We start from the raw sequence: 12268 nt of genomic DNA, 5'->3' as shown, positions 1-12268 counted from the left end.
GAACTCGGAACAAAGACGCCTCTGCTGCGTTGAAAGATCAACAGAAAGAGGAAAATCATGACCGACGAACGCAACATCAACCAGTCCCAGCGCGACGACGCGCAAGCCCAGAAATTTGCCGCAAAATCGCAACAGCAGACCAAGGCCAAGCGCACGGATATCGCCGACAGCACGCACGGCGGCCACACCGATCCGGCGCAGCTCGTCCCCGACGATGCCCAGGACACGGTCGACCATATGAAACAGATGGTCGAAAGCGGCCGCATCGAAGGCGGCGCCTTTGCCGGCGAGCGCAATGATGATGACGAGGAAAGCGATCTCGGCATATTGGACAAGGCCGAGGATGACGCCCCGCTCAGCGAAAAGGGCGGCGCGGATTTCGGGAATAGTGGGTGAGGCACGAGAGAAACTAGACCAAGCCAATCGTCATCCTGAATTTATTTCAGGATCCCGTCCGACAGAGCGCGAGCCTTGAGGGATCCTGAAACGAGTTCAAGATGACGACTCTCCGTACCGCCAGCGCGCCTTGACCGAACGGGCCAGCGCTTGACCGTTTCGTCCCCCGGCCCTGTTGCATCCCCCGCCACCGCTCTAAACCAGAGTGATGTCGTTCCAGACCTGCACCTATATCATGACCAACAAGCCGCGCGGTCTGCCCTATATCGGGGTCACCTCGGACCTGATGAAGCGCATCTACCAACATCGCGCGGGAATCGCCGACGGATTCACCAAACGCTATACCCTGAACAAGCTCGTGCTGTTCGAACAATATGGAACAATGGAACTGGCGATCACCCGCGAGAAACAGCTCAAGCGCTGGCACCGGCAATGGAAGTTAAACCTGATCGAAGCGAGCAATCCGCAATGGCGCGATCTGGCCGAGGATTTGGGGTTTGAGCCCGTGCGCTAATCGTTGGGCAGCGTTACAAAGAAGAAGAACCATCGCTCGGAAGGAAGGATCGTCTTTCTGGAGAATGGGTCGTCATCCTGAACTTGTTTCAGGATCCCGTCCGACAGCGCGAACCGCGAGAGATCCTGAAACAAGTTCAGGATGACGAAGAAGAGGTGGGCCTGAAAATTGGTACGTTTAGTAAACTGTCACCGAAATACCGAACATGGATGTGCACCGGTTCCGGGGGATTGCCTTCATTGGAATAGAAGTAAAAGCGATAGCCCTGCCATTCAAAAATCTTCGGCATGCGCGGCTCCCAGTGGTCCGTTCACGATCGCTATTGGGACAAGTGCTGCGTCAGATCACCCGCGCTTGTGTCCGTTGACCGAAACTATCAAGTGTCCCGCGGTCCGGGGGATAAGACCGTTTGGAGGGGGATGGTTATGGGTGGTGACAATTGGGATATTTAATGCACTGTCACCGAAATTTGGTGTCCGATCTGTCGCGGTTCCCCCGGTAAATCCGTTTGTAGTCTAAGAGGACGAAAGCAACCATAATGATACCACCCAATACGATCGCTGCTGCACCCTGTTTGAACGCGAATAGCGAAAAAGCGAAAACCCCAATTGATAGCGTAGCAATTAAGAAGCGGTCCTTGCGTAATAAGTAGGACTTCACATCGATTTTAGAGAATGGCTTGCCAAGGTTTGTCGATGCATTCAATCCGATGTAATAAGGAAACAGGAACAGGAAATTCGCGACAATCACGCAGAATCCAAAGAAATAGATAACCTCACTACTCATTGCGCACACCGTCCCGATGCGATCGGATTGATGCCCTGCGTCAATACGTTTGCGATAATATTAGCCGCCAAATCTACATTTCGGCCAGGCTCCACTATACTAGCAATTCTCTTGTGGGCAGTGGCAGTTAAATCCCGGGCAACAGCTTCTGCTAATGCCACCAGTAGCGGACGCCCAGTTGCCATATAGATACCCTATATAGAGTCCGATCAATAAGTCTCGGGTCTGCCGGAATACAGCAGCTGGAGTTCTGGAGAGGACATCCTCTGCTCCGTCTCCCGCGATATTGGCTACCTGTTTAGCGTTCGCGAGCGTTTCGTAACCCGCACAGTATTGCTCATCACTTTGCGGCAAACAACACACCCCCTACTCCGCAGCAACCCCGGCTTCCGCAAACATATCCGGCCCGTCATCCGCCGTGACTTCGTCCTCGTTCGCGACCTTGCCCTTGCGCTTGTCGAAGCTCGACCAGACGTCGTTCCATTCGCCCTTGGTTGCGCCCTTGGAATATTCCGTCGCGCGGGCTTCGAAGAAATTGGCGTGTTCGACGCCGTTCAGGAGGGGCGCGAGCCAGGGCAGCGGGTGGTCTTCGATCATGTAGATCGGCTGGAAACCAAGCTGTCCGAGGCGCCAGTCGGCGATATAGCGGATGTAGCGTTTGATTTCCTTGGCGGTCATGCCGGTGACCGGGCCATCGCTGAACGCGAGATCGATGAACGCATCTTCCAGGCGCACCGTCTTCTGGCAGCAGTCGATAATATCTTCCTTGACCGACTTGGTCAGGCAGTCGCGTTCCTTCACGAACGTGTGGAACATCTTGATGATGCCCTCGCAGTGCAGACTTTCGTCGCGGACCGACCAGGAAACGATCTGGCCCATGCCCTTCATCTTGTTGAAGCGCGGGAAGTTCATCAGCATGGCGAAGCTGGCGAACAGCTGCAGCCCTTCGGTGAAGCCGCCGAACATCGCCAGCGTCTTGGCGATATCCTCGTCATTCTCGACGCCGAATGTGCCCATATAGTCATGCTTGTCCTTCATCGCTTCATATTCGAGGAACATCGAATATTCGCTTTCCGGCATACCGATCGTGTCGAGCAGATGCGAGTAGGCGGCGATATGGACGGTTTCCATGTTGGAAAAGGCGGTCAGCATCATCTTGATTTCGGTCGGTTTGAACACCCGGCCATATTTGTCGTGATAGCAATCCTGCACCTCGACATCGGCCTGGGTGAAGAAGCGGAAGATTTGCGTGAGCAGATTGCGTTCGTGATCGGTGAGCTTCTGCGCCCAGTCGCGGCAATCCTCGCCGAGCGGCACTTCTTCCGGCATCCAGTGGATCTGCTGCTGCCGCTTCCAGAATTCATAGGCCCAGGGATATTCGAAGGGCTTGTAGGTTTTGCGTGCTTCCAGAAGTGACATGGTTACTCGTTCTCCGCTTTACTTTTTTCGTCCCCTCCCCGGGAGAGAGAGAAATGCTCCTTTACGCTGCCGAAAAAACGGCCCCCTCCCGAAAGGAGCAAAAGGGAGGGGGCAGTGGGAAAACTGCCTAATTTACTGACAGGCCAGACATTCGTCATAGTCGGTCGTGCCGGCGGTGGTCATCAGTTCGACCTTTTTCGGATCGAGCGTATTGTCCGCCTCGACACCGCCGCCAGAGGATTCCGACGCGACCTCGTCGCCACCGGCAAAGCCGGCGCGCTGGATCGATTTCGAGCGCAGATAATAGAGCGACTTGATGCCCAGCTCCCAGGCGCGGAAGTGCAGCATCAGCAGATCCCATTTGTCGACATCGGCCGGGATGAACAGGTTCAGCGACTGCGCCTGATCGATATAGGGTGTGCGGTCGGCAGCCAGCTCAAGCAGCCAGCGCTGGTCGATCTCGAAGCTGGTCTTGTACGCGTCTTTTTCTTCCGGGCTGAGGAAATCGAGATGCTGGACGCTGCCGCCCTTCTCGAGGATCGAGTTCCAGACATTGTTGCTGTCCTTGCTCTTCTCCTGCAGCAATTTTTGCAGATGCGGGTTCTTGACCACGAAGCTGCCCGAGAGCGTCTTGTGGGTATAGATATTCGCCGGGATCGGCTCGATACAGGCCGATGCGCCGCCGCAGATGATGCTGATCGACGCGGTGGGTGCAATCGCCATCTTGCAGGAGAAACGCTCCATCACGCCCTGGTCGGCGGCATCGGGACAAGGGCCGCGTTCCTTGGCCAGCATCATGCTGGCTTCGGAGGCTTTCGCCGAAATATGCTTGAAGATCTTGAAATTCCAAGATTTTGCCATGGCGCTTTCAAAACCGAGACCGCGGGCCTGGAGGAAGCTGTGGAAGCCCATCACGCCGAGGCCGACGCTGCGTTCGCGTTCGGCCGAATATCTGGCGCGCGCCATTTCATCCGGTGCGCGGTCGATATAGTCCTGCAGCACATTGTCGAGGAAGCGCATGACATCCTCGATAAAGCCCTTGTCGACCGACCATTCGTCCCAGGTTTCAAGATTGAGCGAGGACAGGCAACACACTGCGGTCCTGTCCTCGCCAAGATGATCGCGACCCGTGGGCAGTGTGATCTCTGAACAAAGATTGGAAGTGGAAACCTTCAGCCCCAGATCGCGGTGATGCTTGGGCATCATCCGGTTCACCGTGTCGCTGAAAATGATATAGGGCTCGCCGGTGGCCAGCCGCGTCTCGACCAGTTTCTGGAACAGGCTGCGCGCGTCGACCGTGCCGCGAACCGAACCGTCTTTCGGCGATTTCAGCTCAAATTCCGTACCGTCGCGCACCGCTTCCATGAACTCGTCGGTTAGAAGAACACCATGGTGCAGGTTCAGAGCTTTTCGATTAAAGTCGCCGGAAGGCTTTCTGATTTCAAGAAATTCCTCGATTTCCGGATGATTGACGTCGAGATAGCACGCCGCCGAACCACGGCGCAGCGAACCCTGCGAAATCGCCAGGGTCAGGCTGTCCATCACGCGGACGAACGGAATGATGCCCGATGTCTTGCCATTCAGGCCAACCGGCTCGCCGATCCCGCGAACGCTGCCCCAATAGGTGCCGATGCCACCGCCGCGCGAGGCGAGCCAGACATTCTCGTTCCAGGTGTTGACGATGCCGCCGAGGCTGTCGTCGACGCTGTTGAGATAGCAGCTGATCGGCAGGCCGCGTCCGGTGCCGCCGTTGGACAGCACGGGTGTCGCCGGCATGAACCAGAGCCGCGAAATATAGTCATAGAGCCGCTGCGCATGATCCTGATCATCGGCATAGGCGTCGGCAACGCGGGCGAACAGATCCTGATAGGATTCACCGGGCAGCAAATAGCGGTCGTTGAGCGTTTCTTTGCCGAAGTCGGTCAGCAGATCATCGCGGGATTCGTCCGTCACAATCTTGAAACGGCGCTTTTCGACGCTGTGACTGTCGCGCTCTGCCTTCAGCTCCTTTTCGTCATTGGCCTTTGTTGCGGCCGCTTCTGCAGCCGCCTTTTTGCTGACCTCCGGCTCGGCAGCCGGCTTTGTATTTTCGGTTTTGCTTTCCGGCTTGTCCAGTACTTCCGCGCCCATTTCACTCTCACTCACATCTGTTCCCGACACATTCTCATTGTCGCGGATGTCTCTAAAATCCATCACAGCCCCCTCAAATCACTCTACGCATTCACCGATCACAACGGGTATCAGCCGTTCGATCACCGAGATTGAATCCGGGCGCCTGTTCCTGTCTTGTTCGACTCATTGCCGAAACATCTACTGTAACATTTTCCAAGCCCCGGCGGGCATATTTTTCTTGCCCGAATCCGGTATTTCTCACTGTACATTTGGCACAAAGGGAGGTGTCCACCGAGTCGGTGTTAATGACGTTCAATACTATCAGTTGGTGTGCCCCCTTGGCCGAACCACAACCTATAGTGGCTGAATCAGAATTTTATGCAAGGGGGTAAATTACATTTTAACGACTCTGTTCGTCGTATAAATGAATCGCTTCGTCGTCGGCCGATTTTGCCCGACAGGCCGCGACGCGTGGACCTTCTAGGCCTGCCGCGATGCGCAAGACCCGAAGCCAATATTTACAAAAAAACTTTCCCACAAATCATCCACAGGGTGTGGTGACACAATTATGACACCATATCTGGTGGGTCATATGTTCGATCTCCATTTCGCCGCGCCAGAATTTTTGACGCCTCGCCATTAACCATATTGGCGGCAATGGGAAATTTTGCGCGAAAGAAAGTCTGCCGAGGAAAGGAATCGCTCTGTCATCAACCGACCGCGATCAAAAGAACGATCCGGATCGATGACCGGCAGCGTTGAAACAGGCGTCAGACACGGACCGTTGCCAATGCCTTCCCGAATCTCAACGCTGTTCGCGATCGACGAGCAATGCGGTGGCCGGTTTGGGTCTGAGGGCCACGATCAATACCCCGCCAATCGCCAGCGCCGCGCCCAGCGCCATGCGCAGATCGAACGCATCATTGGTGATCCAGACGCCCAATCCGATCGTCGCCAGCGGCGTTATCAGCGTGAGTGGCGCCAGAAGATTGGCTTCATATTGGCGGATCAGGGAATAATAAGCGGAATGCGCACCGACCGAAACGATCAGGGCGGTAAACAGCACGGCGGCGGCGAGAGGCCAGCCGACAGCGATTGCGGCGGACCATTGACCCTGCTCGAACAGCGCCGAGCTCAGGGTCAGGATGATCACCGACACCAGACCGACCCAGGCCTGAAAGCGGAATGGCGTAACATTGTCTACGCGTTTCATCAGAACCGCCCCGGCGGATCCGGCAAAGGCAGCGGCCGCCACAAACCAAAGGCCCGTCGACAGGGCCAATCCTTCCGGACGCCATATAACCAGCATCACCCCTAGCAGAGTCAGAGCAATGCCGGCTCCCCGCCGCCAGTGAATTCGCTCGCCGAGCATGATAACCGACAGCAGCAGCGTGAACGGAACCCCCAGCTGCAGGATGATGGCAGCCGAAGACGGCGAGGTCGTCTGCAGGCCGATAAACAGCAGCGCAAAATTGCCGCCCCCCATCAGCATGCCGATCAAAATGATGCGCCAGGCCGGTCGGGGCATCGGCAGCAGCCAGGGCAGCATCACCAGAGCCACCACCGCAAAGCGCAGCGCCGCATAGAATACAGGCGGAACCGCCCAGTCATCGACGATGATCTTGCTCAAGACATTGTTCGAAGCCCAGATCAGGCATATCAATATGAGAAGCAGGAAATCACGCGCGCGCATAGCTTTGGGGTTCCTTGGTGTACCGATAAAATTTCCCGCTCGATCATCCGTATCGCTTCATCGGCTCGTCCGCAATCACAGCGTGTAACGGCAACCGATTATATATTGCATCATATTGATAGCCGCCTGGCACCGTTCGCCCATGATATCCGGGGTCTATATTCACAAAGCAAAGCATAGCGACAAAAACTTGCCCGGTCCGGTCATATCGGCCTAAAGGCAGTCCAACCGCATTCCGTCGATATTCTGGAGCATTCATGACCACGACCATCAAGACCGCCGATTTGATCGAGAGCGTCGCAGACGCGCTGCAATTCATCTCTTACTATCACCCGATGGATTATATACGGGCACTCGGCAAAGCCTATGAAGCGGAAAAATCGCCAGCTGCCAAGGATGCGATTGCCCAGATCCTGACCAATTCGAAAATGTGCGCCGAAGGCCACCGGCCGATCTGTCAGGATACCGGCATCGTCAATGTCTTCGTCAAATGGGGCATGGATTGCCGGCTGGATGACACATCGCAATCGATGCAGGAAATTGTCGATGAAGGCGTGCGTCGCGCCTATCTCCATCCGGAGAACAAGCTGCGCGCCTCGATCCTGGCCGATCCCGCCTTCACCCGGCGCAACACCAAGGACAACACGCCAAGCGTGCTGCATGTCGAAATGGTGCCCGGCGACAAGGTCTCCGTCGATGTCGCGGCCAAGGGCGGCGGATCGGAGAATAAATCCAAGTTCAAGATGATGAACCCGAGCGACAATATCGTTGACTGGGTACTGGAAATGATCCCGCAGATGGGCGCCGGCTGGTGTCCTCCGGGCATGCTCGGCATCGGCATTGGCGGCACTGCGGAACGCGCCGTATTGCTGGCCAAGCAGAGCCTGATGGACCCGATCGACATGGGCCAGCTCAAGGAGCGCGGTCCGCGCAACGATATCGAGGAAATGCGGATCGAGATTTTCGACAAGGTCAACGCGCTGGGCATCGGCGCGCAGGGACTGGGCGGACTCTCGACCATCCTCGACGTCAAGATCAATGACTGGCCTTGCCATGCGGCGGGCAAACCGGTCGCGATGATCCCCAATTGCGCCGCCACCCGCCACGCGCATTTCACGCTCGACGGCAGTGGGCCGGCCTATCTCGAAGCGCCGAAGCTCGACGAATGGCCGGACGTCAACTGGACGCCGTCCTCAGAAGCGAAGCGCGTGCACCTCGACCAGCTGGATGCCGCCGAAGTCGCGACCTGGAAACATGGCGACCGGCTGCTGCTCAATGGCAAGATGCTGACCGGCCGCGATGCGGCACACAAGAAGATCAAGGATATGCTGGCAGCCGGCGAAGAGCTGCCAGTCGATTTCAAAGGCCGCGTCATCTATTATGTCGGGCCCGTCGATCCGGTCGGCGAGGAAGTGGTGGGCCCGGCTGGCCCGACCACCGCGACCCGGATGGACAAGTTCACCGACATGATGCTGGAACAGGGCCTGCTGGCGATGGTCGGCAAGGCCGAACGCGGGCTGGACACGGTCGGTTCGATCAAGAAGCACAAGAGCGCCTATCTGATGGCGGTTGGCGGCAGCGCCTATCTGGTGTCCCGCGCCATCAAAGGCTCGAAGGTCGTCGGCTTTGAAGAGCTCGGCATGGAGGCGATCTACGAATTCGAAGTGCAGGACATGCCGGTCACGGTCGCGGTCGATGCCGAAGGCCAGAGCGTGCACCATCTGGCGCCGCTGGTGTGGCAGGAGAAGATCAGGAAAGAAGGTTTGCTCGAAGGCGTCTGACCCCGCGGGTTTAGGGAGTCGCCCCTGCCCAGGCTGGGGCGACTGCCGGCAATCCGTTTTAACGCGCCGCCTGCATCCGCTCCACCCATAGCTGGACATCCATCCGGTCATCGCCTTCATGGCGCGGTGCATATTTTTCGAAGGCACCATATACTTCGGTCCAGCGCTCTTCCATCCGCACGACATTATAGGGATGGCTGACCAGATAAAATTCGCCGGCCTGCATCTGCTTGAAAATGGTCGCGGCAAATTCGTCGGTGTCCATCGCCTCATCAGCCTGTAGCTCGGACAATTCCGACTTCACCCAGCCGGGGATGATCAGCCCCAGTTCAATATTGTCCGGAGCCTCGCGTTGCAACACGTCCATCAGACCGAGCACGGCATGTTTGCTCGAGACATAGGCCCCGCCGGTTTTCGGCAAGGCGTTGAACAGGCTGTTCTCCGATCCGGTGGTATAGATTGCCGACGGCAGTCCATCCGCCTTGTAGCGTTTGCCAAAGGCGGCAATGCCATGCCACACACCCCAGAAATTGACCTCATACAACGCCCGCGCCTCGACCATGTCCATGTCGAGCACGCGGCTGCGCCCGCCGCTGACTCCTGCATTGTTGACGATAATATCGCCGCGTCCATTCTCCGCCCAGGCAAAATCCGCGAGCGCCTCAACCTGTTCCGGTTTAGTGACATCTCCGACCATATATTTCGCATCGATTCCCGCCGCAGCGAGCGCGGCGACGGCTTCCTGCAAACGATGCTCGCGCGGCTCGAACAGGATGATCCGGGCCCCGGCACCGCCCATCTGCCCGGCCAGCGCCAGTCCGATGCCCGTTGCTCCGCCGGTGATGACCGCTGTCTTGCCTGCAAAGTCCATATGATCCTCCCTCGCCTCTCGACCGGAGGCTTGTTTATCTGATCCAATGACAATGACAGCAAAACGACCTATATTGAAGCCATGTACATTTTTATCATCTTCCTGTGCGGCGTTGGCAATTTCGCGATGCACAAGGCCATGCTCGAGAGCAGCCATCCGCTGATGGCCGAAGCGCGTGGAAATTTCCGGAAAATTCTAGGTCCCCACGGCAGCTATTTTCTGGAATTTTTCATGCTCGCAGCAGCCATGATTTTCGCCAATATGGGAATGCTCAGCGCGGTTATTTTCTATTTCGTCTACACGCTCGCCAATTGTGCGGCGGCCTGGGTTCTGTTCTTCCATAAACCATAGAATTTAAATGGTTTATTGCTCCGGACAGTAGAAGCTGTTCATCCGACTACGAATGTAGTTTATCGAAAGCCGGTATCGACTGCAACCAATCGGGCATAGCAGCGCTGCATCGAGAGCGGAGGCCCGGAGGGGGGGAGACTGGTGCAGGACAGACAATTTTTTTTGACAGCTGTGGCGCTCTCCACGGCAATCTCGTCATTGCTGACCCCTGTTGCCGCACAAGCCCAGACGCCAGCGCAGACATCGCTTCAGCCCCGCGCGGAAAACGGGCGACAAATCTATGATGCAAGCCAGTTTTCCCGTTTCAATCCGCGGACCGCGCTTGATATGGTCCGTCAGGTGCCCGGCTTTACCATCGACACCGGTGACGATGACGAACGCGGACTTGGCCAGGCCGACGAAAATGTCCTGATCAATGGCGCGCGCATATCCGGCAAGAATAGCGACGCCTTCACCTATCTGGGCCGAATTTCGGCGGCCGATGTCGTGCGCATCGAGATTATTGACGGCGCTACGCTGAGCATTACCGGTCTTTCAGGCCAGGTTCTCAATCTCGTTACCAATATCAGCGAATCCAGCCGGCTCCGCGGTAATTTCAAATGGGAACCGGTGTGGCGCCGTTCGGGCAACGACTGGTTTTCCGGCGAAGCCTCGATCAGCGGCAAGCTGGGCAAGGGCGAATTCACTCTGTCGATCGAGAATGACGGTGCCCGCAACGGCGTCGAGGGGCCGGAGCAGGTCACCGACCGCTTCGACAATCTGTTGTTCGAGCGCGACGAAGTCGCCCGCTATCGTCAGGACCAGCCGAAGCTAAGCGGTTCCTATAGCCTGACCGGCAACAATGGATCGATATTCAATGCCAATGCCGCCTATCAATGGTTTCGGCGCAGAGAGACGGTAGACACCGATCGCAGCCAAATCGGGCAACCCGACATTTCCGAACTATATTCCAGCCGCGAGAACGAGTGGAATGCCGAATTGAGCGCCGACTATGAGTTCGACCTTGGCAGTGGCCGCCTGAAACTGATCGGCTTGCAGCGGTTCGAGCATAGCCCGGTCAACGATTTTTTCGGCCGGACATTTACCGACGGCGTCACGCCCGCCAACGGCAGCCGCTTTGACACGGTGACCGACGAGGGCGAGTCGATCCTGCGCGCCGAATATGGCTGGAAAACGACCGGCGGAACCGACTGGGGCGTCAGTGTCGAAGGCGCCTATAATTTTCTCGACAATCAAGGCAGCCTGGCGGTGCTCGACAACCAGGGCATATTCCAGCCGGTCGCGCTGACCAACGCCAACAGCAAGGTCACCGAATATCGCGGTGAAGTCATTGGCTCCTATGGGCGTCCGCTGACGGAGACGCTCACGCTGCAGGCGACATTGGGCGGCGAATATAGCAAGATCAGCCAGAGCGGCGCGGCGGGCCAGAGCCGGTCGTTCATTCGCCCGAAGGGGTCCGTATCGCTGGCATGGCGACCGCAGCCGGCTCTCGACATCAGCCTGAAAATTGACAGGTCGGTCGGCCAGCTCAATTTCTTCGACTTCGTCCAGTCGGTCGATGTTTCGCAGAATAACGGCAATGCCGGAAATCCCGAACTGGTCCCGCCGCAAAGCTGGCGCGCGGAGCTGGAGGCGACGCAGAAACTGGGCCCATGGGGATCACTGACCGTCAACATTTACGGCGAGAAATTCAGCGATATTGTTGATTCCATCCCGATCACGGCGACCACCGAGGCGCGCGGCAATCTCGACAGCGCGACCAGCTATGGCGTGGAAATGGTGACCAGCATATTGTTCGATCCCATCGGCTGGAACGGCGCCAAGCTCGATGTCGAAGGCGAGCTTCGCAAAAGTTCGCTGCGCGATCCCCTGACAGGCATCCACCGGCGGATCAGTGACGACAAGATATTCACCTATGAAGCCACTTTGCGTCACGATATTCCCGGCAGCAACTGGGCATGGGGCGCCGGTGTCGAGGATTTCCGCTATTCGGATTTTCTGCGGCTGGACCAGATCACCCGCTTTCGCACGGGCGCGCCCTATAGCTGGATATTTGTCGAGCATAAGAATGTGTTTGGACTGACCGTACAGGCCAATCTCGGCAATCTGTTCGGTCGGTCCGAGAATTTCACCCGCACCGCCTTTGGCGATCTTCTGGGGCAGCCGGGGGGTCTGGACCGCGGATTCATGAGAGGCCGGCGCAACGGACCGGTCGCCTTTATCGAAGATCGCAGCCGCGAATTCGGCCTGATCTACCGGTTGACGGTCAGCGGCAGCTTCTGACGCACCGCGCTGGTGAATTTATAGCCGGATAGACTTTCGGCGCCGTCGGTCCTACATCCGGC

11 protein-coding genes are annotated in these 12268 nt (G+C 57.2%); 5 read left to right on the top strand and 6 right to left on the bottom strand.

Features of this window, described 5'->3' with window-relative positions; translation table 11 throughout:
- Positions 1-57: 57 nt before the first annotated feature.
- Positions 58-396 carry a hypothetical protein gene (locus ACHZCJ_RS16600; RefSeq protein WP_321327684.1) on the top strand — a complete coding sequence of 113 codons (339 nt, stop codon included), beginning with the start codon at positions 58-60 and terminating at the stop codon, positions 394-396.
- Positions 397-631: 235 nt separating this feature from the next.
- The gene (locus tag ACHZCJ_RS16595) at positions 632-910 is read left to right on the top strand and encodes a GIY-YIG nuclease family protein (protein ID WP_321327682.1); all 279 of its coding nucleotides are present in this window, start codon (positions 632-634) and stop codon (positions 908-910) included.
- Positions 911-1046: 136 nt separating this feature from the next.
- On the opposite strand, the gene ACHZCJ_RS16590 is transcribed toward ACHZCJ_RS16595, so the two are convergent.
- From ACHZCJ_RS16590 to ACHZCJ_RS16570, 5 genes are all read right to left on the bottom strand, one after another.
- On the bottom strand, positions 1047-1199 hold the full coding sequence (locus ACHZCJ_RS16590; RefSeq protein WP_394700159.1) for a DUF4160 domain-containing protein: 153 nt from the start codon (positions 1197-1199) through the stop codon (positions 1047-1049).
- Between the two features lie 170 nt (positions 1200-1369).
- Positions 1370-1696 carry a hypothetical protein gene (locus tag ACHZCJ_RS16585; protein WP_321327680.1) on the bottom strand — a complete coding sequence of 109 codons (327 nt, stop codon included), beginning with the start codon at positions 1694-1696 and terminating at the stop codon, positions 1370-1372.
- 366 nt (positions 1697-2062) lie between these two features.
- Entirely contained in the window at positions 2063-3115 is a 1053-nt protein-coding gene (locus ACHZCJ_RS16580; RefSeq protein WP_321327679.1) for a ribonucleotide-diphosphate reductase subunit beta, read from the bottom strand.
- Positions 3116-3247: 132 nt separating this feature from the next.
- Positions 3248-5308 (bottom strand): ribonucleoside-diphosphate reductase subunit alpha, encoded by a 2061-nt coding sequence (locus ACHZCJ_RS16575; RefSeq protein ID WP_394700157.1) that lies wholly within the window; start codon positions 5306-5308, stop codon positions 3248-3250.
- 724 nt (positions 5309-6032) lie between these two features.
- Positions 6033-6920: a DMT family transporter gene (locus ACHZCJ_RS16570; RefSeq protein ID WP_159644014.1), complete on the bottom strand. Its 888-nt coding sequence runs from the start codon at positions 6918-6920 to the stop codon at positions 6033-6035.
- A gap of 257 nt (positions 6921-7177) precedes the next feature.
- Between ACHZCJ_RS16570 and ACHZCJ_RS16565 the strand changes: the two genes are divergently transcribed.
- The gene (locus ACHZCJ_RS16565; RefSeq protein ID WP_159644016.1) at positions 7178-8701 is read left to right on the top strand and encodes a fumarate hydratase; all 1524 of its coding nucleotides are present in this window, start codon (positions 7178-7180) and stop codon (positions 8699-8701) included.
- A 58-nt stretch (positions 8702-8759) separates the two neighbouring features.
- Here the strand turns inward: ACHZCJ_RS16565 and ACHZCJ_RS16560 are convergent, their stop codons facing one another.
- Positions 8760-9572, bottom strand: coding sequence for an SDR family oxidoreductase (locus ACHZCJ_RS16560; RefSeq protein ID WP_321327677.1), 813 nt, complete (start codon positions 9570-9572; stop codon positions 8760-8762).
- A gap of 81 nt (positions 9573-9653) precedes the next feature.
- Here ACHZCJ_RS16560 and ACHZCJ_RS16555 point away from each other — a divergent pair, with 81 nt between their 5' ends.
- Both ACHZCJ_RS16555 and ACHZCJ_RS16550 read left to right on the top strand, forming a co-directional pair.
- Complete coding sequence (locus ACHZCJ_RS16555; RefSeq protein ID WP_159644020.1) at positions 9654-9923, top strand: hypothetical protein; 270 nt, start codon at positions 9654-9656, stop codon at positions 9921-9923.
- A 171-nt stretch (positions 9924-10094) separates the two neighbouring features.
- On the top strand, positions 10095-12206 hold the full coding sequence (locus tag ACHZCJ_RS16550; RefSeq protein WP_321327828.1) for a TonB-dependent receptor plug domain-containing protein: 2112 nt from the start codon (positions 10095-10097) through the stop codon (positions 12204-12206).
- Positions 12207-12268 lie beyond the last annotated feature (62 nt).

The organism is uncultured Parasphingorhabdus sp. (assembly GCF_963677535.2).
GTDB lineage: Bacteria > Pseudomonadota > Alphaproteobacteria > Sphingomonadales > Sphingomonadaceae > Parasphingorhabdus.
Note: the sequence above shows the minus strand (reverse complement) of the source record. Positions and strands in the feature narration are given on the sequence as shown.

What these genes read in the sequence shown, in the direction of transcription:
- ACHZCJ_RS16600 (WP_321327684.1), top strand. Translation starts at nt 58, where the DNA reads ATGACCGACGAACGCAACATCAACCAGTCCCAGCGCGACGACGCGCAA.
- ACHZCJ_RS16575 (WP_394700157.1), bottom strand. Translation starts at nt 5,308, where the DNA reads ATGGATTTTAGAGACATCCGCGACAATGAGAATGTGTCGGGAACAGAT.
- ACHZCJ_RS16585 (WP_321327680.1), bottom strand. Translation starts at nt 1,696, where the DNA reads ATGAGTAGTGAGGTTATCTATTTCTTTGGATTCTGCGTGATTGTCGCG.
- ACHZCJ_RS16595 (WP_321327682.1), top strand. Translation starts at nt 632, where the DNA reads ATGACCAACAAGCCGCGCGGTCTGCCCTATATCGGGGTCACCTCGGAC.
- ACHZCJ_RS16570 (WP_159644014.1), bottom strand. Translation starts at nt 6,920, where the DNA reads ATGCGCGCGCGTGATTTCCTGCTTCTCATATTGATATGCCTGATCTGG.
- ACHZCJ_RS16555 (WP_159644020.1), top strand. Translation starts at nt 9,654, where the DNA reads ATGTACATTTTTATCATCTTCCTGTGCGGCGTTGGCAATTTCGCGATG.
- ACHZCJ_RS16560 (WP_321327677.1), bottom strand. Translation starts at nt 9,572, where the DNA reads ATGGACTTTGCAGGCAAGACAGCGGTCATCACCGGCGGAGCAACGGGC.
- ACHZCJ_RS16590 (WP_394700159.1), bottom strand. Translation starts at nt 1,199, where the DNA reads ATGCCGAAGATTTTTGAATGGCAGGGCTATCGCTTTTACTTCTATTCC.
- ACHZCJ_RS16565 (WP_159644016.1), top strand. Translation starts at nt 7,178, where the DNA reads ATGACCACGACCATCAAGACCGCCGATTTGATCGAGAGCGTCGCAGAC.
- ACHZCJ_RS16580 (WP_321327679.1), bottom strand. Translation starts at nt 3,115, where the DNA reads ATGTCACTTCTGGAAGCACGCAAAACCTACAAGCCCTTCGAATATCCC.